This is a genomic window from Microbacterium marinilacus, from assembly GCF_019753765.1.
In the GTDB taxonomy this organism is placed as follows: domain Bacteria; phylum Actinomycetota; class Actinomycetes; order Actinomycetales; family Microbacteriaceae; genus Microbacterium; species Microbacterium marinilacus.
Map to the genome: position 1 here is coordinate 67,156 of NZ_JAIJZW010000006.1, position 22,248 is coordinate 89,403.

General features: G+C 72.5%; 19 protein-coding genes and 1 pseudogene. 17 read left to right on the forward strand and 3 right to left on the reverse strand.

The features are described from left to right. Nucleotides 1-12: 12 nt before the first annotated feature. From K5S26_RS11240 to K5S26_RS11250, 3 genes are read left to right on the forward strand one after another with little or no spacing between them, the layout of a single operon-like run. Entirely contained in the window at nucleotides 13-948 is a 936-nt protein-coding gene (locus K5S26_RS11240) for a carbohydrate ABC transporter permease (protein ID WP_221858079.1), read from the forward strand. Further along, nucleotides 941-1,795, forward strand: coding sequence for a carbohydrate ABC transporter permease (locus K5S26_RS11245; protein ID WP_221858080.1), 855 nt, complete (start codon nucleotides 941-943; stop codon nucleotides 1,793-1,795). Before K5S26_RS11240 ends, K5S26_RS11245 begins: the two co-directional genes overlap by 8 nt. Nucleotides 1,796-1,842: 47 nt before the next feature. Next, complete coding sequence (locus K5S26_RS11250; RefSeq protein ID WP_221858081.1) at nucleotides 1,843-3,189, forward strand: alpha-L-fucosidase; 1,347 nt, start codon at nucleotides 1,843-1,845, stop codon at nucleotides 3,187-3,189. Nucleotides 3,190-3,545: 356 nt separating this feature from the next. On the opposite strand, the gene hutH is transcribed toward K5S26_RS11250, so the two are convergent. Next, nucleotides 3,546-5,096, reverse strand: a complete 1,551-nt coding sequence (hutH, locus tag K5S26_RS11255; RefSeq protein ID WP_221858082.1) for a histidine ammonia-lyase — start codon at nucleotides 5,094-5,096, stop codon at nucleotides 3,546-3,548. 81 nt (nucleotides 5,097-5,177) lie between these two features. On the opposite strand from hutH, the gene K5S26_RS11260 reads away from it, so the two are divergent. Next, entirely contained in the window at nucleotides 5,178-5,966 is a 789-nt protein-coding gene (locus tag K5S26_RS11260; protein WP_221858083.1) for an IclR family transcriptional regulator, read from the forward strand. Between the two features lie 46 nt (nucleotides 5,967-6,012). On the opposite strand, the gene K5S26_RS11265 is transcribed toward K5S26_RS11260, so the two are convergent. Beyond that, nucleotides 6,013-6,513 (reverse strand): HutD/Ves family protein, encoded by a 501-nt coding sequence (locus K5S26_RS11265; protein ID WP_221858084.1) that lies wholly within the window; start codon nucleotides 6,511-6,513, stop codon nucleotides 6,013-6,015. An 11-nt stretch (nucleotides 6,514-6,524) separates the two neighbouring features. Further along, nucleotides 6,525-7,994, reverse strand: coding sequence for an aromatic amino acid lyase (locus K5S26_RS11270; protein WP_221858085.1), 1,470 nt, complete (start codon nucleotides 7,992-7,994; stop codon nucleotides 6,525-6,527). Between the two features lie 132 nt (nucleotides 7,995-8,126). Here K5S26_RS11270 and K5S26_RS19175 point away from each other — a divergent pair, with 132 nt between their 5' ends. From K5S26_RS19175 to hutI, 13 genes and pseudogenes are all read left to right on the forward strand, one after another. Beyond that, a complete protein-coding gene (locus K5S26_RS19175) occupies nucleotides 8,127-8,804 on the forward strand; it encodes an IclR family transcriptional regulator (protein WP_221858086.1) in 678 nt (225 codons plus the stop codon). After that, nucleotides 8,801-9,895, forward strand: a complete 1,095-nt coding sequence (locus K5S26_RS11280) for an ABC transporter ATP-binding protein (protein WP_221858087.1) — start codon at nucleotides 8,801-8,803, stop codon at nucleotides 9,893-9,895. Before K5S26_RS19175 ends, K5S26_RS11280 begins: the two co-directional genes overlap by 4 nt. Then, entirely contained in the window at nucleotides 9,892-10,542 is a 651-nt protein-coding gene (locus K5S26_RS11285; protein WP_221858088.1) for an ABC transporter permease, read from the forward strand. Before K5S26_RS11280 ends, K5S26_RS11285 begins: the two co-directional genes overlap by 4 nt. Continuing rightward, nucleotides 10,515-11,252 (forward strand): ABC transporter permease, encoded by a 738-nt coding sequence (locus K5S26_RS11290; protein ID WP_308122922.1) that lies wholly within the window; start codon nucleotides 10,515-10,517, stop codon nucleotides 11,250-11,252. The genes K5S26_RS11285 and K5S26_RS11290 overlap by 28 nt, the downstream gene beginning before the upstream one ends. A 96-nt stretch (nucleotides 11,253-11,348) precedes the next feature. Further along, a complete protein-coding gene (locus K5S26_RS11295; RefSeq protein ID WP_221858089.1) occupies nucleotides 11,349-12,263 on the forward strand; it encodes an ABC transporter substrate-binding protein in 915 nt (304 codons plus the stop codon). 37 nt (nucleotides 12,264-12,300) lie between these two features. Continuing rightward, a complete protein-coding gene (gene hutU / locus K5S26_RS11300; RefSeq protein WP_221858090.1) occupies nucleotides 12,301-13,971 on the forward strand; it encodes a urocanate hydratase in 1,671 nt (556 codons plus the stop codon). A gap of 286 nt (nucleotides 13,972-14,257) precedes the next feature. Further along, a pseudogene (locus tag K5S26_RS11305) lies at nucleotides 14,258-15,616 on the forward strand (HAL/PAL/TAL family ammonia-lyase); the annotation flags it as partial. Next, nucleotides 15,613-16,815: a CaiB/BaiF CoA transferase family protein gene (locus K5S26_RS11310; RefSeq protein WP_221858091.1), complete on the forward strand. Its 1,203-nt coding sequence runs from the start codon at nucleotides 15,613-15,615 to the stop codon at nucleotides 16,813-16,815. The pseudogene K5S26_RS11305 and the gene K5S26_RS11310, both read left to right, overlap by 4 nt. Further along, nucleotides 16,815-17,711, forward strand: a complete 897-nt coding sequence (locus K5S26_RS11315; RefSeq protein ID WP_221858092.1) for a 3-hydroxyacyl-CoA dehydrogenase family protein — start codon at nucleotides 16,815-16,817, stop codon at nucleotides 17,709-17,711. The genes K5S26_RS11310 and K5S26_RS11315 overlap by 1 nt, the downstream gene beginning before the upstream one ends. Beyond that, nucleotides 17,708-18,475, forward strand: coding sequence for an enoyl-CoA hydratase-related protein (locus tag K5S26_RS11320; RefSeq protein WP_221858093.1), 768 nt, complete (start codon nucleotides 17,708-17,710; stop codon nucleotides 18,473-18,475). Before K5S26_RS11315 ends, K5S26_RS11320 begins: the two co-directional genes overlap by 4 nt. Next, nucleotides 18,476-19,687, forward strand: a complete 1,212-nt coding sequence (locus K5S26_RS11325; RefSeq protein WP_221858094.1) for an allantoate amidohydrolase — start codon at nucleotides 18,476-18,478, stop codon at nucleotides 19,685-19,687. Next, nucleotides 19,684-20,994 carry a formimidoylglutamate deiminase gene (locus tag K5S26_RS11330; protein ID WP_221858095.1) on the forward strand — a complete coding sequence of 437 codons (1,311 nt, stop codon included), beginning with the start codon at nucleotides 19,684-19,686 and terminating at the stop codon, nucleotides 20,992-20,994. Before K5S26_RS11325 ends, K5S26_RS11330 begins: the two co-directional genes overlap by 4 nt. Further along, nucleotides 20,991-22,151 (forward strand): imidazolonepropionase, encoded by a 1,161-nt coding sequence (gene hutI / locus K5S26_RS11335; protein WP_221858096.1) that lies wholly within the window; start codon nucleotides 20,991-20,993, stop codon nucleotides 22,149-22,151. Before K5S26_RS11330 ends, hutI begins: the two co-directional genes overlap by 4 nt. Nucleotides 22,152-22,248 lie beyond the last annotated feature (97 nt).

The following is a 22,248-nucleotide window of genomic DNA, read 5'->3' on the forward strand; positions in this document are numbered from 1 at the left end:
CGGCGTCCCCGCATGACCGCCCCGACCGACAACGCGACGGCCACCCTGACGGTGCCGCCGGGGACGCGAGTCCCCTGGCGGCGCCGCAGGCGGAACCCCTGGGGCCCCGCGTTCGCCGCGCCGCACGCGCTCGGCCTCGCCCTGTTCACCCTCGTGCCGATCGGCATGGCCCTCGTGATGAGCTTCCACGACTGGCCCATGATCGGCACCGCCGAGTGGACGGGGGCCGCGAACTTCCAGACCCTGTTCGGCGACCCCACGTTCCGCGCCGCGCTGGGCAACACCGTCCTGTTCGTGGTGCTGTACCTGCCGCTGAACCTGATCGTCTCGCTCGGCATGGCGGCGTGGCTGTCGCCGAAGATCCGGCACCGGCAGATCTTCCGCGTCATCTTCTTCCTGCCGACCGTGACCCCCATCGTCGCGAACGCCGTCGTGTGGCGCCTCATGTATCAGCCGGGCGGAGCGATCGACGGCACGGTGCAGACGATCTTCGGGGTGCCGGCGCCGGCCTTCCTGAGCGACCCGAACTGGGCGATGATCGCCGTGGTCGTGATGAGCGTGTGGCAGGGCTTCGGCTACAACATGATCGTGTTCTCCTCGGCCCTCGACTCCGTGCCGGAGAACCAGCTCGAGGCGGCCGCGCTCGACGGCGCGAACGCGTGGACCACGTTCTGGCGCATCAAGCTGCCGCTCATCTCGCCGTCCCTGTTCTTCGCCACGACGATGACGCTGATCACGTCGTTCCAGGTGTTCATCCAGCCGTACATCATGACCAAGGGCGGGCCGGGCAACTCGACCATGACGCTCGTCCAGTTCATCTACACGCAGGGGTTCACGTTCCAGCAGCTGGGGCTCGCGTCGGCGGCGGCGTTCGTGCTGTTCGTGATCATCCTCGGCGTGACCGCCGTGCAGTTCCTCGGACAGAAGAAGTGGGTGCACTATGACTGACGTCGTCGTCCCGCACCGCGGCACCCGGCGCCTCCGTGCCGCCGTCGGCTACACGCTGCTCTGCCTGATCGCGCTGCTGTTCCTCTCGCCGCTCATCTTCATGGTGGCGACGTCCCTCAAGCCCGCGAACGAGATCTTCTCCACCCCGCCCTCGCTGCTGGGATCGAGCATCGAGTGGGGCAACTACCTCGAGGTCTTCGAGTACGCGCCGTTCGGGCGATACCTGCTCAACGGCCTGCTGGTGGCGGTCGGCGGCACGATCATCACCCTCGCGGTGTCGGCGCTGTCCGGCTACGCCTTCGCGCGGCTGCCGTGGCGCGGTCGCGGCGCGACCTTCATGGTGTTCCTGGCGACGATGATGCTGCCGCAGGAGGTCATCATCGTGCCCGCCTTCGTGCTGATCCGCGAACTCGGCTGGGTCGACAGCTACGCCGCCCTCATCGTCCCCTGGGCGTTCACGGCGCTCGGCGCGTTCCTGCTGCGGCAGTTCTTCCTGTCGGTGCCCGGCGAGCTCGAGGACGCCGCGCGGATCGACGGCGCCGGCACCGTCGGCACCTTCCTGCGGATCATGCTGCCGCTCGCCCGCCCGTCGCTGGCCGTCCTCGCCGTGTTCACGTTCGTCGCCTACTGGAACTCCTTCCTGTGGCCGCTCATCGTCGTCAACGACGTCTCGACCCTCGGCACGATCCCCCTCGGCCTGCAGCAGTTCTTCGGCCAGCAGGGAACGCAGTGGCACCTGCTGATGGCGGCCTCCGTGATCTCGATGCTGCCGACGACGATCCTGCTCATCGTCCTGCAGCGGCACCTCGTGCGCGGCATCGTGACGTCCGGCCTCGGCGGTCGCTGACCGCCGGCTCACCACCCATCACCCAGAGAGAAAGGACGAGCCGCACCATGGCCATGTTCAAAGAGGAACCCGTCCGGCCGGAGGCGTATCGCGCGTTCGAGCACGACACCCCCGAGTGGTACCGGGACGCGAAGCTCGGCATCTTCGTGCACTGGGGCGCCTACGCCGTGCCCGCCTGGGCCGAGCCGATCGGACCGCTCGGCACCTTCGAGCGCGAGTACTGGTTCGCGCACAACCCCTACGCGGAGTGGTACTACAACACGATCCGCATCGACGGCAGCCCGGCGCAGCAGCACCAGCAGGAGGCCCACGGCGGAGCGCCGTACGACGACTTCCTCGACCAGTGGCGCGCGGAGGAGTTCGACGCGGACGCGTTCATGGCGGTGGTGAAGGCGACGGGCGCGCGCTACGTGATCCCGACGACGAAGCACCACGACGGGATCACCCTGTGGGACGCGCCGGGCACCGGCGACCGCAACACCGTCGCACGCGGTCCGCGACGCGATCTCGTCGGGGAGTTCCGCGCCGCGGCCGAGCGCGCGGGCATCCGGTTCGGCGTCTACTACTCCGGCGGGCTCGACTGGAACTTCAGCGGGCATCCGCCCATCGACCGCGACATCGACGACAGCCTGCGGCCCGTCGACAAGGCCTTCGCCGACTACGCGTTCGACCATGTCGCCGATCTGATCGAGCGCTACCGTCCCGAGATCCTCTGGGGCGACATCGAGTGGCCCGACGCCGGCAAGCCGGACGGCGACAAGAGCATGGCCGAGCTGTTCCGCCGCTTCTACGCGTCGCGCCCGGAGGGCGTCGCCAACGACCGCTGGGGGGAGACCCACTGGGACTTCCGCACCAGCGAGTACGAGCAGGGGCGCGGCCAGGAGCACGGGATGTGGGAGAACTGCCGGGGCATCGGCTTCTCGTTCGGGCACAACCAGCTCGAGGACGAGCGCAACTCGCTCGACGCCGAGGGCGCCGTCCGGCACTTCGTGGACGTGGTGTCGCGAGGCGGCAACCTGCTGCTGAACATCGGCCCGACCGCCGCGGGGCGGATCACGCCGCTGCAGCTGCGCACCCTCGAGGGGCTCGGCGCGTGGAACGGGCGCAACGGCGACGCGATCTTCGGCTCGCGACCCCTCGACGCCTCCGCCGCGCGGCCGTCGGACGAGCCGTGGGTGCGGTGGACCCGCACGGGGGCGACGGCCCATGCCTTCGTCGACGCCCCGGAGGGGGCCGACGTGCGCCTCGACGCCGACGCGTCCGCCCTGCGCCTGGACGAGGCGCGCGCGGCGGACGGCGCCTCGGTCTCCGTCGTCGACGGGGCCGTCGTGGTGCGCGTCGGCGCCCGTGAGGTGCCCGGTCCGGTGCGCGTGGACGTCCCGCTCGCCGGCTGAGCCCGACCCGGACCACGGGGCCGCCCCTTTCCTGCCGCTCGTCGTGTCGGGCGAGGCCGCCGCCCATCCCGAGCGAGGCGCGCCCGTCGCGCTGACGCGGGGCTCGACGGCGCTCGTCCCGCACGCCGCAGGCGCGATGCGCGTTTCGGGCGTTGCGGAGATCGTCGTCGCACGCCCCGCGGGAGATCGCGTTCTCTTCCGCTTCCGCAGCCGTCCTCTCCGCGCACAACGCAGGATCGGCGGCCTGGGGCGGCGCCGGAGCGGCCTCAGCAGCCCTGCCCGTCGTGCCCGATCCTGCGTTGCGCGCTCGACAGCCCGCACCCCCGAGCACAGCATGCCCGCAGGACGAGCCTCCCTCACGCCAGCCGTCCGATCGCCGCCTCCACGGCGTCGCGCACCGCGCCCGACCGCACCGCGGCGACGGCCTGCTCCACGGCCGGCGCCAGGAAGCGGTCGGGTCCCGGGGCGGCCGCCGCGGCCACGACCCCCGCGGCCGCCGCCGTGGCGTCGGCCGGACGCAGCGGCGCCCGCAGCGCGAGGGCGCGGGAGGCGGTGAGCAGCTCGATGCCGATCACGCGCGTCAGGCCGTCGACGGCGGTGCGCAGCTTGCGCGCCGCGGCCCACCCCATCGACACGTGGTCCTCCTGCATCGCCGACGAGGGGATCGAGTCGACCGAGGCCGGCATGGCGAGGCGCTTCAGCTCCGAGACGATCCCCGCGGCGGTGTACTGCGCGATCATCAGTCCCGAGTCGACGCCGATCTCGTGGGCGAGGAAGGGCGGCAGGCCGTTGCTGCGTGCGCGATCGAGCATCCGGTCGATGCGTCTCTCGGCGATGCTCGCGAGGTCCGCGACGGCGATGGCGAGGAAGTCCAGCACATAGCCGACGGGCGCGCCGTGGAAGCTGCCGTTCGACTCGACGCGCCCGTCGGGCGTGACCACGGGGTTGTCGACCGCGGACGCCAGCTCGCGCTCCGCCACCGCCCGCGCGTGGGCCATCGTGTCGCGCACGGCTCCGTGCACCTGCGGTGCGCACCTCAGCGAGTACGCGTCCTGCACCCGGGTGCACTCCGGGCCGCGGTGGCTGCGCACGATGGCCGACTCAGCGAGCGCGCGGCGCATGTTGTCGGCGGAGGCCGCGATGCCGGGATGAGGCCGCAGGCGCTGCAGGTCGGCGGCGAACGCGGCATCGGTGCCGAGCGTCGCCTCGACGCTCATGGCCGCGGTGACGTCGGCCGTCGCGACCAGCAGCTCGAGGTCGCCGAGCGCGAGCAGCAGCTGGCCGAGCATCCCGTCGGTGCCGTTGATGACCGCCAGGCCCTCCTTCTCACGGAGCGCGAGGGGCTCGATGCCGGCATCGGCGAGCGCGTGGAGGGCGGGAACGAGCTCGCCGTCGCGGACCCGCACGTCTCCCTCGCCGCATGCCGCCAGCGCGACGTGCGCCAGGGGAGCGAGATCTCCCGAGCAGCCGAGCGAGCCGTACTCGCGGACGACGGGGGTGATGCCGGCGTTGAGCAGGGCGGCGTACGTCTCGGCCACGACCGGACGCGCGCCGGTCCGTCCGGTGGCGAGCGTCGAGAGGCGCAGCAGCGCGAGGGCGCGCACCACCTCGCGCTCGACCTCCGGCCCGGACCCCGCTGCGTGCGAGCGGACGAGGCTCAGCTGCAGCTGCGCGCGGCGATCGCGGTCGATGTAGGTCGTCGCGAGCGCTCCGAACCCCGTGGAGACGCCGTAGTGCGGGGCGGGGTCGTCTGCCAGAGCCTCCACGACGGCGCGCGAGGCGGTCATGGCCGCACGGGCGTCGTCGCCGAGCGCGACCCGCGCGTCGTGGCGCGCGACGGAGACCACCTCTGCGGGGGAGAGGGGACCGGTGCCGATCAGGACGGGCGGGATGGCGGGCGTGGACATGCAGCACAGTCAACCCGCCGCGTTCCGTCGTCTCTGCGCCCCCGGTCGATCCGGTGTCTCGGGTATGAGACAGTCATCCCCATGACGCCGGCCGATCCGCGCGCCGCAGCGCCCGCGGCCGACCACACCCTGCGCGTCCTCGCGTTCCTCGCCCGTCAGCGCGGGCCGGTGGCGGCGCGTACGATCGCCGCGGCGCTGGAGCTGCCCCGCTCGACGGTCTACCGGCTGCTCCGGGTCATGGTCGAGCACGCGTTCGTCGTGCACCTCCCGGAGGAGCGGCGATACGGGCTGGGTGTCGCCGCCTACGAGCTCAGCTCGGGGTTCTCCCGACAGGAGCCGCTCGCGCGCCTCGGCACGCCGGTGCTGACGGGGCTCGTCGACCGCATCGGCCAGTCGGCGCACCTGGCGGTGCTGCACGGGCGGGACGTGGTCTACATCGTCGAGGCGCGCGCACCCCGTCGCCCGCCCCTGGTGACGGACGTCGGGGTGCGCCTGCCGGCCGCCGCCACGGCCAGCGGCCGAGCGCAGCTCGCGGCGCTGCCGGCCGCGCAGGTGCGCGCGCTGTACCCGGACGCCTCGGCGTTCACCGGCGCCTTCCCCCGCGCTCCTCGCGGCTACGTCGCGTTGCGCGAGGCGCTGCGCGACGTCCGCGCGCGCGGCTTCGCGTGGGAGGACGGCGACGTGACCGACGGCCTCGCCTCGGTCGGCGTCGTCGTCCGCGACCACGCCGGGTGGCCGGCGGCATCCATCGCCGTGACGTTCCCGCGTGACGACGTGCCCGAGCCGGTCGTGCCCGCCCTCGTCGCCGAGGTGACGGCCGCCGCCGACCTGCTGGCCCGTCGTATCCACGGCCGCGCTCCCGTCGGATGAAACGACGAGGCCGCGGGCGGCCCCGTGCCGGAGCGCGACGGCGGCGTCAGGCAGGGGGCAGGAGGGCGACGGTCGCGAGACGGGCGCCGCGCGAGTCCAGGAGGGCGGCGGCGTCCGGTGACGTGATCGCGCTGCCGGGCGGCAGCGCGACGCCGCCGACGCGCGCGGTGCCGGTGAGGACGAGCAGGAGATCCCACCGGCCCGTCGCCCGGCCGGTGACGTCGAACACCGCACGCGCGACCGCGCGCTCGGTCATCAGGTTCAGCACTCGGGCGGGGCGGGAGACGTCCGTCGCGCACGCCGGCGTCTCGCCGGCGAACCCGACGTGCTCTCCCGGCGCCAGCGGGCGCGCCTCGCCGTCGAGCTGCAGCGTGAGCGGCTGATCTCCGATCACCGCGAGGATCCGGTCGACGCCGGGGAAGGCCGAGAACGGCACGGCGCCCTCGATGTCGGCCAGGCTCAGCCGCCAACCGTGCCCGCGGCACAGGGTGCGGGTGACGCCGAGACCATTGCGCCACGGCTCGGCCGGCGCCTCGTGCGGCAGCACGACGCCGGCGGTCAGGGCGAGACCTCCGCGAGGCCGTCGAGAAGGGCGTCGGCCGCCTGGAGGGGCGGGCGCAGGTCCTGGTCCTGGTGCTCGGGCATCAGGCCGGCGAGAGCGCCGTGAAGCGGCCTGAGCCGGGGCGGCAGGGTGGCGCCCCGCTGCGCGACCAGCCGCGCCACCGAGAGCAGCTCGCACGACAGCACGACCCGATACCCCTCCACGGCGCGCTCGAGCTGCACCACTCCCTGCGTCGCGAAGCCGGCGTCCTCCTCGGTGCCGCGCGAGAGCGAGATCGTGCCGAGGGAGGCGGGCGACGCCGCGGCGCGGATCTCCGCCAGCGCCGCGGCCGCGGTGTACTCCAGCATCATGAGCCCGGACGCCCCCGCGGGACCCTCGGCGAGGAACGGCCGCAGCCCCGTGTAGCCGGGCTCGTTCGCGAGCCGCAGCCGCGCGTGCGCGTTCGTGGCCGCGCGGGCGATCGCGAGGCTCGCGGCATCGAGGTCGCCGGCGAGCTGCGCCTGGTAGAAGCCGCCGTGGTGCGTCACGGTGCCGGCCGCGGCGTCGAACATCGGGTTCTCCTGAGCCGCCGTCACGAGGCGACCGAGCTGGGCGTCGAGCCGCACCATCGCCGTGACGAGCGCCGCCTGCGTGATCGGGTGCACGCGCAGCCCGTAGGGATCCTGGATCCTCGCGGCGCGCGCGTCGTGCCCGCGCAGGAGCGCGCGGACCTCGGCGGCGACCTCGTCCACGCCGGGCGCCGAGATCGCGGCGGCCGCGGCCGGGGAGAACGCCTCGACGCTCCCCTCGAACGCGACGATCGCGAGCGCGTACAGCACGCGGGATGCGCGGTCGAGGCGGCGCAGCTCGTCGGACGCGAGGACGCCCCGGGCGACGGTGAGCGCGCTGCTGCTGAGGAACGGCAACGCGCTGTCGGCACCCCAGCGGATCGGCGGGACGACGAGCGGCGCGGACGTCGGCCGCTCGCCGGCCAGCGCCAGCGCCAGCGCGGAGAGCGCGGCGAGGTCGCCCGTTCCGATCGACCCGTACCGGCCGATCTCCGGGAGCGCGTCGGCGTTGAGAGCGGCCACGAGCGCGTCGGGCACCGCGGGGTCGATGCCGGATCGTGCCTGGGCGAGCTGGGCGAGGCGCGTCGCCGCCATCGCGCGCACCGCTCGGTGGGGCAGCGGCGTGCCGGCATCGGTGGCGTGGCTGCGCACGAGCAGCCGACCGTGCTCGGCCGCGGCGTCGTCGGCCTCGCTCACGGTGGTGGTGCGGTTGGCTCCGACGCCGGTGGAGCGGCCGTAGGTGGCGTGGGCGGCGCCGATGCGATCGGCTGCCTCCTTCATCCGCCCGACGTCCTCGCGAGAAGCGGGGGAGAGGGAGACTGGAGCGCCGTCGGCGATCGCGACGATGTCCTCCGCCGTCGTGGCGGCCGAGATCTCGACCGGGTTCGGTGCGGGCGAGGGCGCGGCGGAGGGGCTCATGGGACCACTGTGCTGACTTCGGGCTGGTGTTTCAACCAGTGGCATGTGTATTTTACGAAATGGAAACACCGGGCAACGAGGACCGAAACAGCGGGTTCCTATCGTCGACGGTGCCGATGAAGGAGGCCCAGCGTGAGCGAACAGTCGACCCGCACCGTGGAGCGTGCGCTCTCACTGCTCGCCCACGTGTGCGAGGAGGGCAGCTCCTCGCTCGCCGCCGCGGCCCGCGCCGTCGAGCTGTCGCCGAGCACCGCCCTGCGGCTGCTGCGCACCCTCGAGGCCAGCGGGTTCGTCCGCCGCGACGACGAGGGCAGCTACCGCGCGGGCTCCCGGCTCGTCCAGCTCGGCGCCCAGGCGCTCAGCAACGAGTCGCTCATCGACATCAGCCACCAGGAGATGGTCGGCCTCGAGGAGGCGACCGGGGAGTCGGTCTACCTCAGCGTCGAGGGCCACGGCGCGTCGGTGCTGTACATCAGCATCGTCGAGGGGTCCCACTCCATCCGGCACGCCAACTGGGTCGGCCGCACGATCCCCCTGCAGGGATCGGCGGCGGGCCTCGCCCTCACCGGCCAGACGCCCGAGGCCGGCTTCGTGGTCGTCGAGCGCGGGATCGAGCGCGACGTCACCGCGATCGCCGCGCCGATCCTCGTCGGCTCACGCATCGTCGCCTCGCTGAGCATCCTCGTCCCCACCTACCGCATCGACGACCGCTCGACCGACCAGTTCGGTCGGCTCATCGCCGCGGCAGCGCACCGCCTGTCCGCGGGCCTCACCGACCCCGCTCCCGGCCCCAAGGAGAAGCACCCGTGATCAGCTTCGAAGCCGTCACCAAGACCTATCCGGACGGCACCGTCGCGGTGGACGACCTGAACCTAGTGGCGCCGACGGGCCAGCTGACGGTTCTCGTCGGCCCTTCCGGATGCGGCAAGACCACGTCACTGCGGATGGTGAACCGCCTGATCGCGCCGTCGTCCGGGCGCATCGCTCTCGACGGTGAGTCGACCGAGGGCATGGACGTCGCCCTACTGCGTCGCCGGATCGGCTACGTGATCCAGCACGCGGGTCTCTTCCCGCACCGCACCGTCATCGACAACGTCGCGAGCACCGCCCGCCTCTCGGGCACGTCGCGCGCTCGAGCGCGCGCGATCGCGCTCGAGCTGATCGAGCGCGTGGGGCTGCCGGCAGCGTTCGCGAAACGATATCCCTGGCAGCTGTCCGGCGGTCAGCAGCAGAGAGTGGGCGTGGCACGCGCTCTCGCGGCCGACCCGGAGTTCATGCTGATGGACGAGCCATTCAGTGCGGTCGACCCGATCGTGCGCGGTCAGTTGCAGGAGGAGTTCCTCCGCCTGCAGCGCGACATCGGCAAGACGATCATCATGGTCACGCACGACATCGATGAGGCCCTCAAGCTCGGCGACCAGGTCGCGGTGCTGCGCACAGGCGGCAAGCTGGCGCAGCTGGCGACTCCGCAGGAGCTGCTGACGGCGCCCGCCGACGAGTTCGTCGCGGACTTCGTCGGCCGCGATCGCGGGTACCGCTCCCTCGGCTTCGTTCACGGGAGCGGCCTTCGGTTCTCGCCGGAGCCGACCGTGCGTCTCGGGGCGACGGCGGAGGATGCGCGTCGGGCGACGACGGATCGCTGGCTCATCGTCGCCGACGAGCACGATCGTCCCCGCGGTTGGGTCCAGCCCGCCGCGCTGAGCGGCACGATCTCGGAGGCCGATCTCAACCTGAGCGGCACATCCGCGCCGGTCGACGGCAGCCTCCGCCAGATGCTCGACGCGGCGCTCAGCGCGCCGAGCCGACGGGGCTGCGTCATCGACGCCGACGGGCGGCTCGTCGGCACGCTCCGGGTGCACGACGTCCTCGCGGCGATCGAGTCGGACGGGAGCGGCCGATGAACCTCGACTGGATCGGGCGCGAGAGCGGACGGATTCTCGAGCTCCTCGGGTCGCACGTCGTGCTGTCGACCGTGCCGGTCGCGGTCGGACTCGTCCTGGCGATCCCGCTCGGTTGGCTGGCGCACCGCAGCGGGCTGTGGCGACCGGCCATCCTCGCCACGTCCGGCCTGCTCTACACCGTCCCCTCCCTGGCGTTGTTCGTCCTGCTGCCATCGATCATCGGCACGAAGATCCTCGATCCGCTCAACGTCGTCATCGCGCTCACGATCTACAGCCTCGCGCTCCTCGTGCGGACGGTCGTCGATGGGCTCGACTCCGTGCCGACCGAGACCGTGCAGGCCGCGAGCGCTATGGGATACCGCAGCTTTGCGCGCTTCATCGGCGTCGAGCTGCCCGTCGCCGTGCCGGTCATCGCAGCGGGTCTTCGGGTGGCTGTCGTCTCGAATGTGAGCGTCGTGTCGATCGCCGCCATCGTCGGGACCTCTCAGCTCGGCCTGCTGTTCACGCAGGGCGCTCAGCTGCAGTTCCTCACGCCGATCATCGTCGGCATCGTGCTGTGCCTCCTGCTGGCGGCGGTGCTCGACGCGGTCGTCCTGCTCATCGCCCGTTGGCTCACACCGTGGACGCCGAGGGGAGCGCACGGATGATCGAGTGGTTCCTCGACCCCGCGAACTGGGAGGGGACGCGCGGCATCCCAACGCTCGTCCTCCAGCATCTGCAGTACACCGCCGCGGCCCTGGCCGTCGCCGGGCTGGTTGGCGTCCCCATCGGCCTGTACGTCGGGCACACCGGGCGTGGGACGTTCCTCATCGCCGGCCTGGCCAACGCCCTGCGTGCCCTTCCGACGCTGGGCCTCGTGATCTTGCTCGTGATGGTGATCGCGCCGGTCCTCACGTCCGATCTCGCCTTCGTCGTCCCCAGCCTGATCGTGCTCATCCTCCTCGCCGTACCCCCCATCATGACCAGCACCTATGCGGGGGTGCAGGCGGTCGATGCCGCGGTGGTCGACGCCGCCACGGGCATGGGCTACCGTCCCCTGCGTGTCCTGTTGAGCGTTCAGCTCCCGTGCGCACTGCCGCTGATCCTGTCCGGTTTCCGATCCGCGACGCTGCAGGTCGTCTCGACGGCGACGATCGCCGCGTACGTCTCCCTGGGCGGGCTCGGCCGGCTGATCATCGACGGACGCGCGCAGAATGACTACGAGCGCATGGTCGCCGGAGCGGTCCTCGTCGCCCTCCTCGCTCTCCTGACCGATCTCGTCATCGGCCTGCTCTCCCGCGCGCTCGTCTCGCCCGGTCTCGCGCGACGGGACACCCGGCTCGCCCCGGTGCGAGCATCCGGTGTCGCCCCCGGTTGAGCACCACAGACGCCCCACCCCGCTCCATCGATCCACACCGCATCGCACCACACCACTTCCGCGGACGCCCGCGTCCGCCACACCGAAAGGATCGCCATGCGAATCCGACAGATCATCCCCGCGACCGGGATCGCCGCGATCGCGGCTCTCACCCTCGCCGCCTGCACGAGCGGGGGCGGAGACCCGCTCTCGGGAGGCGACTCCGCGACTGCGGACGGCGCTATCGTCGTCGGCTCGGCAGACTTCCCGGAGAGCCAGCTGCTCGCCACGATCTACGCGCAGGCGCTCGACGCGGCGGGCCTCGAGACCAGCACCCAGCTCAACATCGGCAGCCGCGAGGTGTACCTCCCCGCGTTGCTGGACGGGTCGATCACCCTGCTGCCCGAGTACACCGGCGCGACCCTCAGCTACCTCACCGAAGGATCCTCCGACGTCACGGGGCCGGAGGAGGTCGCCGCCGCGCTCGAGGAGGCGCTTCCCGACGGCATCTCGATGCTCACCCCCTCGGCCGCCGAGAACCGCGACGTGCTCGCCGTGACCCAGGAGACGGCAGAGGAGTACGACCTCACCACGATCGAGGATCTCGTTCCGCACGCCAGCGAGCTCGTGCTCGGCGGCCCGCCCGAGTGGGAGACACGGCGGGAGGGCGTCGTGGGCCTGAAGGACGTCTACGGGATCGAGTTCAAGGAGTTCCGCTCGCTCGACGTCGGCGGCCCGCTCACGATCGCGGCCCTCCAGAACGGTCAGGTGCAGGCCGCGGACATGTACTCGACCCTGCCGGCGATGGCCGACTTCGTAGCGCTCGAGGACAACCTCGGCCTCTTCCCGTCGCAGAACATCGTCCCGATCGGTGCGACCGAGGCGCTGTCGGACGAGGCCAGCGAGGTGCTCGACGCCATCTCCGCCGCGCTCACGACCGACGACCTGATCGCCATGAACGCGCGTCTCGACGCCGAGGACAGCATCGACGACGTGGCCGCGGACTGGCTGGCCGACAACGATCTCGACTGATCGCCCGGCCCGACACACACACGAAAGGAACCACCCCATGACTGGAGGACGCACGGTGCGTGCCGCCCGCGGTACGACGCTCAGTGCCAAGAGCTGGCAGACCGAGGCACCGCTTCGGATGCTGATGAACAACCTCGACCCCGAGGTCGCCGAGCGCCCGGAGGATCTGGTCGTCTACGGCGGCACGGGCAAGGCCGCCCGGAACTGGGCGAGCTACGACGCGATCGTGCGCTCGCTGGAGGACCTGGAAGAGGACGAGACGCTGCTCGTCCAGTCCGGCAAGCCCGTCGGGGTCTTCCGCACCAGCACCTGGGCACCGCGCGTCCTCCTGGCGAACTCGAACCTGGTCGGAGACTGGGCGACATGGCCCGAGTTCCGCAGGCTCGAGGCCGAGGGGCTCATGATGTACGGCCAGATGACGGCCGGCTCGTGGATCTACATCGGCACCCAGGGCATCCTTCAGGGAACCTACGAGACGTTCGCGGCGATCGCGCGCAAGCGCTTCGGCGGCACGCTCGCCGGGACGCTCACGGTCACGGGCGGCTGCGGGGGGATGGGCGGGGCACAGCCCCTCGCCGTCACGCTGAACGGCGGCGCCGTCCTCATCATCGACGTCGACGAGAGCCGCCTGCGCCGTCGCATGTCGAAGCGATACCTGGACGTGGTCGAGACCGATCTCGACGCGGCGGTGGAGAGGGTCCTCGCCGCAAGAGCCGCGGGGGAGGCCTTGTCGGTCGGTCTCGTGGGCAACTCCGCCGAGGTGCTGCCCCTGCTCCTCGAGCGGGACGTGACCGTCGACATCGTCACCGACCAGACATCCGCACACGACCCGCTCGCCTACCTGCCTGCGGGGGTCGCCTTCGCTGACTGGCGCGCCGAGGCCGAACGCGACCCCGAGGCATTCACCGTCCGCTCGCGAGAGTCGATGGCACGGCACGTCGAGGCCATGGTGGGTTTCCAGGACGCGGGGGCGGAGGTCTTCGACTACGGCAACTCAATCCGCGACGAGGCGCGACAGGGCGGCTACGACCGCGCCTTCGCGTTCCCCGGTTTCGTCCCGGCATACATCCGCCCGCTGTTCGCCGAGGGACTCGGACCGTTCCGCTGGGTCGCGCTCTCGGGCGACCCGAAGGACATCGAGGTCACCGACCAGGCGATCCTGGACCTCTTCCCCGAGAACGAGGGGCTCAAACGCTGGATCGCCGCGGCGCAGGAGCACGTGGAGTACGAGGGGCTGCCGGCTCGCATCTGCTGGCTCGGCTACGGCGAGCGGGCCAAGGCGGGTGTGCGCTTCAACGAGCTGGTCGCCGAGGGGAAGATCTCTGCCCCGATCGTCATCGGCCGCGATCACCTAGATTCTGGGTCCGTGGCCTCGCCTTACCGCGAGACGGAGGCCATGGCAGACGGGTCGGATGCGATCGCCGACTGGCCCATCCTCAACGCCCTGCTGAACGCCTCGTCTGGAGCGACCTGGGTGTCGCTGCACCACGGGGGCGGGGTCGGGATCGGCCGCTCGATCCATGCCGGCCAGGTCTCGGTAGCCGACGGAACCCCCCTCGCTGCCGAGAAGCTGGAGCGACTGCTCACCAACGACCCCGGCATGGGCGTCATCCGCCACGTGGACGCCGGGTACGAGCGGGCCGTCGAGGTCGCCGCCGAGCGCGGGGTGCGGATCCCGATGCGCGAATGGGAGTCGGCGCAGGCATGACCGTGGTCGTGGGCCCCCGCGTCGTCGAGCTCGGACAGGGACAGAACAGTATCGACGACATCGTGGCGGTCGCGGCGGGAAGCCCCGTTGCGATTGCGCCCGCGGCGCTCGACCGTGTCGAGCGGACGAGCGCCCTTATCGGCACGACGATCGCCCGTGGGGGGGGGGGGGGGGGGGCCGCCCCCGCGGGGGGGGCGGCGCGCGACGCCGCCCGCGGCGCCCCCCCCCACGCCCCCCCCCTGCCGCGGGGGTTGCCCCGGTCCCCCCCCCCCCCACGGGCGTCGGAGACCAGTACTCAGCCGCAGTCGACCCCGCATCGATCGCCTCCACGCAACTGGGGATGCTGCGCAGCCACGCCAGCGGCCTCGGCGCCCCCCACGACGAACCCGCGGTACGAGCCATCATGGCCACGATGCTCGCCGCTCTCGCGCAGGGTCGCAGCGGCGTGGGGGTGGCGCTCGTTCAGAGGCTCGCCGCGATGCTCAACCGCGGCGTCACCCCGTGGGCGCCCTCCCAGGGCTCGGTCGGGTATCTCACGGCGACCGCGCACATCGGTCTTGTGCTGTTCGGTCGGGGGCGCGCGTGGTACGGCGGGCAGCTGCTCGATGGTGCGGAGGCACTGCGACGCGCGGGTCTGGATGTCGTCGAGCCGGGCCCGCGCGAGGGTCACGCCCTGATCAGCGGCACGTACGAGATCACCGGCATAGGCGCGCTCGCCGCGCACGCAGCTCGCGCCCTCATCGACGTCGCGGACGTCGCGGGTGCCCTCAGCCTCGAGGCGCTGCGCGGCAACCAACGAGGATTCGACCCTCGCGTGCAGGTCATGCGCCCGCACCCCGGGCAGGTCGCGACCGCCGCGCGCCTGCGCGCGCTGCTCGAGGGGTCGGAGATTCTTGCCGCGAACAGAGACCACCGGCTGCAGGACGCCCTCAGCCTGCGCTCCATCCCCCAGGTGCACGGGGCCGTGCGCGACGCCCTCGCATATGTCGAAGGTGTGATCGAGATCGAGATCAACGCGGTCACCGACAACCCGGTGTTCATGATCGAGGACGAGGAGCTCGTGGCGCTGCCGAACGGCAACGGGCATGGCGCCCCGACCGCGCTCGCGCTGGACGTGCTCGCGATCGCGATCGCGGAGCTCAGCACGATGTCGCAGGCGCGTTCCGACCGGCTCACCAATCAGCACCTGAGCGAGCTGCCCGCCTTCCTCGTGCCGGATGGGTCCGCCGCGTCCGGTTTCATGATCCCGCCCTACGCGGCTGCGGCGATCGCCGCGGAGAACCGCGCCCTCGCAGCGCCGGCCACCGTGCACACCGTGTCGACGTCCGCGGGGCAGGAGGACCACGTGAGCATGGGCACGACCGCGGCCATACAGGCACGCACGGCCGCCCACAACGCCACCGGCATCCTCGCGATCGAGCTGCTGTGCGCGACCCAGGCGGCGGACTTCCACGCTCCGCTGCGGCCCGGGGCAGGCACACGAGCTGCCCATGCCGTCATTCGACGGGCGGTCGCCTTCCGCGACTCCGACCGCGAGATGGCGCCCGACATCGAAGCTGTGCGGGTGCTGATCGCCGACGGGGCCCTGGCAGGAGAGGTTGCGCGCGCTCTTGCCGAGAACCAGGACCAAGGGAGACCTCTATGAACGAGCCCGCCACTGCACCGCGCCCGCTCGACGGGCTGAAGGTGCTCGACCTCTCGCGCGTGCTGGCTGGCCCGCTCTGCGCTTCCATGCTGGCCGACCTGGGGGCTGAAGTCACCAAGATCGAGGCGCCTGGACGCGGCGACGACTCCCGCGGATTCGGCCCGCACACCGCGGGGGAGAGCACTTACTACATGCTCATGAACCGCGGCAAGCGCAGCATGACGCTCGACCTCAAGAGCGATGAGGGCGCCGAGATCCTGCGCGCCCTCATCGCTGACGCCGACGTGCTCGTCGAGAACTTCCGCCCCGGCGTGACTGCGCGACTCGGCATCGACTACGACAGCGTGCGCGAGCTCAACCCGCGTCTGATCTATGTGAGCATCTCTGGCTTCGGCCAGACCGGACCGCTTGCGCACCGACCTGCGTACGACCACATCATCCAGGCGATCGGCGGCATCATGCAGGTCACTGGGTGGCCGGACGGCCCGCCTACACGGATCGGCGACGCGGTCGGCGATGTGGTCGCAGGCGTCTACGGGGCGTGGGGCGCGCTTGCCGCGCTGCTGCAGCGCGGCGTCACCAACCGCGGGCAGCACGTCGATGTGGCGATGCTCGATGCGCTCGTCTCGTTGCAGATGGTCTCGCTCTCGCAGCTGCTGGGCGGGGCGGGGACGCCGAGTCGCATCGGGAATGCGCACCCGGTGAGCGCGCCTATGGACGCCTATGCGTCGGTGGACGGGCATCTCGTCATCGCGGTCGCGAACGACTCGCTCTTTGCGCGGCTCGCCGCGGCGATGGGGCGCCCGGAACTCGTCTCCGACGAGAGGTTCACCGGGGACGCCCTGCGCGTCGCAAACCAGCACGACCTGCGTGCCGAGATCGAGTCATGGACAGCCGCTCGCTCGCTCGCGGACGTGCTCGCGGCGCTGGAAGAGGCGGGTGTGCCTGCCGCCCCCATCCTCGACATCGCCGAGGCCACCAGCAGCGCGCATGCCACGCACCGGCGTCTGGTGCGTACGGTCGACCATCCCCTAGCCGGCGCGGTGCCGATCGTGCCGCAGCCGGTGCAGTTCAGCGATCCCGGTCCCGAGCCGGACCTGGTGCCGCCGACCCTCGGGCAGCACACCGATGAGGTGCTGGCGGGTCTCGGATACGACGCGGCGCGGATCGCCGCCTTGCGCGAGAAAGGAGTGCTCTGATGAGCGCCGAGAGAATCGCCGTGATCGGAGCCGGCACGATGGGCGCCGGTATCGCCGGTGTCGCAGTCTCGGCGGGATTCGAGGTCACGCTGTACTCGCGCAGCGTGACTACGCTTGATCGGGCGCACGCCGAGCTGGCGAACCGAGTGGGCGACGACGCCGACCGAGTCGTGCGCACCACGGATCTTGCCGCGGCCCTCGACGAAGCCACCCTCGTGAGCGAGAACGTGCTTGAGGACCTCGCGCTCAAGCGTGACATGTTCGCGGCGTTCGAGCGGCACGCCCCGCAGGACGCCGTGCTCACGACGAACACCTCGAGTGTGCCGATCACCGCCATCGCCGAGGGGCTCGACTGCCCGGGACGGGTGGTGGGTCTGCACTGGTTCAACCCTCCCACCGTGATGCCGCTCGTTGAGATCGTGCGCGGGGAGCGCACCGACGACACGACCGTCGAACGCGTGCGAGCCGTGTGCGCGATGATCGGACGAGAGGTCATCGAGGTGCACCGCGACGTGCCCGGCTTCGTCGTCAATCGTCTGCAGTACGCGATGCTGCGCGAGGCGATCGCGCTCGTCGAAGCCGGAGTGGCCAGCATGTCCGACGTCGACCGCGCCGTGGCCACGACCCTCGCGCCGCGGTGGTCGGCATCGGGCCCGCTCGAGCTGATGGACCTCGCCGGCCTCGACACGGTCGAGAAGGTCGCGGGTATCCTGATGCCCGACCTGAGCACGCAGCAGGACGTCCCGATGCTGGTGATCGAGCGCGTCGCCGCCGGCGCGCTCGGCACGAAGGCCGGGCGCGGATTCTACGAATGGACACCCGAGCGGATCGCGGCGGCCGTGGCTGCGCGCGACGAGACCGTGCGCCTGATCACTGAGCGGAGGATCGCGGGATGACCGTGCTGCTGCGAGAGGATCGCGGCGCGATCACCCTCCTCACCCTGAACCGCCCCGACAAGCGCAACGCCCTCAGCCGTGAGCTGCTGGAGTCGCTCATCGACGCCCTGCGCGCGATCGACCGTGACGGCGTGTCCCGTGCGGTCGTGCTGCGAGGGGACGACCGAGCCTTCGCCGCGGGCGCCGACCTGGGCGATCTGGGGAAGGCGGGAGCAATCGACCTCTATACCAGCGGCTTCAGCGAGCTCTGGGACGACGTCGCCGCCATCCGCACGCCGATCATCGCAGCGGTGTCAGGCTATGCGCTCGGCGGGGGGCTTGAGCTGGCGCTGCTCTGCGACATCGTGATCGCTGCCGAGAGCGCACGGTTCGGCTTTCCCGAGACCGGCCTCGGCATCATCCCCGGCGCTGGCGGTACTCAGCGCGTGGTGCGTGCGGTGGGCAAAGCCGTTGCGATGGACTTGCTGCTGACAGGGCGGCGAATGGACGCAGACGAGGCACTGCGCAGCGGGCTGATTAGCCGGGTCACGACGTCCGAAGATCTTCTTCCGACCGCGATCGAGGCGGCCGAGCGGGCCGCCGCCGCCGCACCGCTCGCCGCTCGGATGGCGAAGCACGCGGTGCTGGCCGCACAGGAGACCGGTCTGAGCGCTGGCGTGGCTCACGAGCGCGCGCTTTCGGCGCTCATCGCGGCGAGCAATGACAGGGCTGAGGGGATGCGAGCGTTCCGTGAGCGCCGCGCTCCCGAGTTCGAGGGGCGATGAATGGACACTGAGTACCGGAGCCTGGATGCCCTCGGCCTCCTGCGCGAGATCGAGGGCGTCGGCCGCGACGCGCGCCGCGGCGGCTACTCCCGCCACGTGTTCGACGACGCCGAGCGCACGCTGCGGGACTGGTTCGTCGAGCGCGCCCGGGGTCTCGGCCTGGGCGTCGACACCGACCGCAACGGCAACATCTGGGCGTGGTGGGGCGAGCCCGGTCCCGGCGCCGTGGTGACCGGGAGCCACCTCGACTCGGTGCCCGGCGGCGGCGCGCATGACGGCCCGCTGGGCGTCGTCAGCGCGCTCGACGCGGTCGCCCGGCTGAAGCGGTCGGGGTTCGTGCCGGCGCGTCCGCTCGCGATCGTCGTGTTCGCGGAGGAGGAGGGATCCCGGTTCGGGATCGCCTGCCTCGGATCGCGCCTGCTGTCGGGAGCGATCGATCCTGACCGCGCGGGCACCCTCGTCGACGCCTCCGGGCGCACGTTCGCCGAGGTCGCCTCGGACGCCGGGCTCGGCTCCTTCGGGCGCGACGACGAGGCGCTCGCGCGCATCGGCGTGTTCGTCGAGCTGCACGTCGAGCAGGGGCGCGGACTCGTCGACCTCGACGCGCCCGTGGCCGTGGGGTCGTCGATCCTCGAGCACGGCCGTTGGCGCATCGACGTCCGCGGGCAGGGAAACCACGCGGGCACCACCGAGATCGCCGACCGCCGCGATCCGATGCTGCCCGCAGCGGCCGCCGTCGCCGCGGCCCGCGCCGCCGCGACGCGCCGGACGGGCTCGCGCGCCACCATCGGTCGGCTCGAGCCGATCCCGGGCGGCACCAACGTGATCGCCTCGCGCGTCGCGGCCTGGCTGGACGTACGTGCCGGGTCCGAGGCGGACACGCGCGCGATCGTCGCGGACGTCGCCGCCGAGGTCGCGGATGCCGCCGCCGCCGAGGGCTGCGAGGCGACGGTCGTCGAGGAGTCCTACAGCGGCGAGGTGCGGTTCGACCCCGCGCTGCGCGACCGGCTCGCCGCCGCGCTCGGCGGCGTGCCGGTGCTGCCCACGGGCGCCGGGCACGACGCCGGGGTGCTGGCGGGGAGCGTGCCGACCGCGATGCTGTTCGTGCGCAATCCCTCCGGCGTCTCGCACGCCCCGGAGGAGGGCGCGGACGACGCCGCGATCGAGGCCGGCGTCGCCGCCCTCGTCCGCGCCCTCGAGGAGCTGTCGTGAGCGTCTGGATCGACCGGCTCCTGCGCGACGGCCGGGTCGAACGAGGAGTGCTGCTCGAGGCCGACGCCACGGGCACCGTGGTCACCGAGACCGCCGGCGCGCCTCGCCCGCACGGCGCCCTCGCGCTCGACCTCGCGGTGCCGGGCCTCGGCGACGCGCACTCGCACGCCTTCCACCGCGCCCTGCGCGGCCGCACCCACGAGAGCGGCTCGTTCTGGACCTGGCGCCAGGCGATGTACCGGGCCGCCGGGCGGCTGGATCCGGATCTCTACCGCGCCTTCGCGACGGCGGTGTTCTCCGAGATGGTCGCGAGCGGATGGACCGCCGTGGGCGAGTTCCACTACGTGCACCACCGGCCCGACGGCACGCCCTACCCCGATCACGACATGGAGCTCGCCGTCGCCGACGCCGCCGACGCCGCCGGCATCCGCCTCGTGCTGCTCGACACCTGCTATCTGGCGGGCGGCATCGGACGGCCGCTCGCGCCGGAGCAGGCCCGGTTCGGCGACGGCGACGCGGCGCGCTGGCTCGACCGCTGGCACGCGCTCCGGGAGGCGCTCGAGGGGCGCTCGCCGCTGGTGACGCTGGGCGCCGCGATCCACTCGGTCCGCGCCGTGCCGCGCGAGGCGATCCACCGCATCGCCGGCGAGCTGCCGGACGACGTGCCCCTGCACGTGCACCTGTCGGAGCAGCCGGCCGAGAACGAGGAGAGCCTCGCGGCGCACGGCATGACGCCGACAGCGGTGCTCGCCGCGGAGGGCGCGCTCAGCGACCGGCTCTCGGTCGTGCACGCCACCCACCTCACGGCGCAGGACATCCGGCTGCTCGGCGGCGCGCGTGCGCACGCCGTGTTCTGCCCGACCACCGAGGCCGACCTCGGCGATGGGATCGGGCCGGCGACCGAGCTCGCCGACGCCGGGGTGCGTCTCGCGGTGGGGTCGGACCAGAACGCCGTGGTCGATCCTCTGCTCGAGCTGCGCGGCCTGGAGGCGGGAGAGCGGCTGCGGTCGCTCCGTCGGGGGCGGCTCGCGCCCGAGGCGCTGTGGCGCATCGGCTCCGAGGGCGGCTACGGGGCGCTCGGCCTCGCCGCCCCCGGACGGGTCGGCGGACCGCTCGACCTGATCGAGCTCGACGACCGCTCGCCGCGCACAGCGGGCAGCCTTCCCGAGCAGACCGTGCTGACGGCGACCGCGGCCGACGTGCGCCGCACCGTCGTCGGCGGCTCCGTCCGCGTCGTCCGCCCCGAGGACAACGCGGCGGCGCTCGCCGACGCGATCCACCGCATCTTCGAGGAGGAAGCCGCATGACCGCCGAGATCCTGACGGGAATCGCCGAGCTGACGACGAACGACGCCGAGCTCGGGCGGCTTCACGACGCCGCGATCGTGGTCGAGGACGGGCTGATCGCGTGGGTCGGGCCGGCCGCGGACGCGCCGGACGCCGACGCCCGCACCGACCTCGGCGGCCGCGCGCTGCTTCCGGGCTGGGTCGACTCGCACACGCACCTCGTCTTCTCGGGCGACCGGTCGACGGAGTTCGAGCACCGCATGGCCGGGCATGCGTATGCCGCAGGTGGCATACGAACGACGGTGGCCGCGACGCGCGATGCCGGTGACGACGACCTGCGGGAGGGCCTGAGGGCCCGTCGACGCGCGGCCCGTGCGCAGGGGACCACCTGGATGGAGATCAAGACGGGCTACGGACTGGACGTCGCGGAGGAGGCGCGCCTGGCCCGGCTCGCCTCGGAGGTGTCGCCGGACGTGACGTTCCTCGGCGCGCACGTCGTGCCGCCCGGCGTCGACGCCGACGACTACGTCGACCTGGTCGCCGGCGAGATGCTCGAGGCGGTGAAGCCGTGGGCGCGCTGGATCGACGTGTTCTGCGAGACCGGGGCGTTCAGCCCGGAGCAGTCCCGCGTGGTCCTCGAAGCCGGCCGCGCCGCGGGGCTGGGCCTGCGCGTCCACGGCAACCAGCTCGGCGAGGGCGACGGGGTGCGCCTCGCGGTCGAGCTCGGCGCCGCCTCCGTCGACCACTGCAACCACCTCTCGGCGGCCGACGTCGACGCGCTCGGCGGATCCGACACCGTCGCGACCCTCCTGCCCGCCTGCGACCTCAGCACGCGCGAGCCCTTCCCGCCGGCCCGTGCGCTGCTCGACGCCGGCGCGACCCTGGCGATCGCGAGCAACGCCAACCCGGGCACCTCCTACACGACGTCGATGCCGTTCTGCGTGGCCACCGCCGTGCTGCAGATGCGCCTCACGGTGGAGGAGGCGGTCTGGGCCGCCACCGCCGGCGGGGCCAGGGCGTTGGGGCGCCACACGGGACCCGGCGCCGTCGGCGGCATCGCTCCGGGCTTCCGAGCCGACCTGCTCGCGATCGACGCGCCGTCCGTCGCCCACTTCGCGTACCGGCCCGGGATGGACCTCACGCACGCCGTGTGGGAGGGCGGGGTGCGCGCGGTCTGAGCCCCGGATCCGCGCGAGAAAACACGCGCCCCGAGCCCGCGCCCTCTCGACCGGTCGGCATCGGATCCCGTGCCGGTCGACGGAGGGGAGGCGGGCT

Excerpts from the sequence above, each read along its gene's own strand:
- K5S26_RS11240 (WP_221858079.1), top strand. The coding sequence starts at position 13 with ATGACCGCCCCGACCGACAACGCGACGGCCACCCTGACGGTGCCGCCG.
- K5S26_RS11245 (WP_221858080.1), top strand. The coding sequence starts at position 941 with ATGACTGACGTCGTCGTCCCGCACCGCGGCACCCGGCGCCTCCGTGCC.
- K5S26_RS11250 (WP_221858081.1), top strand. The coding sequence starts at position 1,843 with ATGGCCATGTTCAAAGAGGAACCCGTCCGGCCGGAGGCGTATCGCGCG.
- hutH (WP_221858082.1), bottom strand. The coding sequence starts at position 5,096 with ATGTCCACGCCCGCCATCCCGCCCGTCCTGATCGGCACCGGTCCCCTC.
- K5S26_RS11260 (WP_221858083.1), top strand. The coding sequence starts at position 5,178 with ATGACGCCGGCCGATCCGCGCGCCGCAGCGCCCGCGGCCGACCACACC.
- K5S26_RS11270 (WP_221858085.1), bottom strand. The coding sequence starts at position 7,994 with ATGAGCCCCTCCGCCGCGCCCTCGCCCGCACCGAACCCGGTCGAGATC.
- K5S26_RS11285 (WP_221858088.1), top strand. The coding sequence starts at position 9,892 with ATGAACCTCGACTGGATCGGGCGCGAGAGCGGACGGATTCTCGAGCTC.
- K5S26_RS11295 (WP_221858089.1), top strand. The coding sequence starts at position 11,349 with ATGCGAATCCGACAGATCATCCCCGCGACCGGGATCGCCGCGATCGCG.
- hutU (WP_221858090.1), top strand. The coding sequence starts at position 12,301 with ATGACTGGAGGACGCACGGTGCGTGCCGCCCGCGGTACGACGCTCAGT.
- K5S26_RS11310 (WP_221858091.1), top strand. The coding sequence starts at position 15,613 with ATGAACGAGCCCGCCACTGCACCGCGCCCGCTCGACGGGCTGAAGGTG.
- K5S26_RS11315 (WP_221858092.1), top strand. The coding sequence starts at position 16,815 with ATGAGCGCCGAGAGAATCGCCGTGATCGGAGCCGGCACGATGGGCGCC.
- K5S26_RS11320 (WP_221858093.1), top strand. The coding sequence starts at position 17,708 with ATGACCGTGCTGCTGCGAGAGGATCGCGGCGCGATCACCCTCCTCACC.
- K5S26_RS11325 (WP_221858094.1), top strand. The coding sequence starts at position 18,476 with ATGGACACTGAGTACCGGAGCCTGGATGCCCTCGGCCTCCTGCGCGAG.
- hutI (WP_221858096.1), top strand. The coding sequence starts at position 20,991 with ATGACCGCCGAGATCCTGACGGGAATCGCCGAGCTGACGACGAACGAC.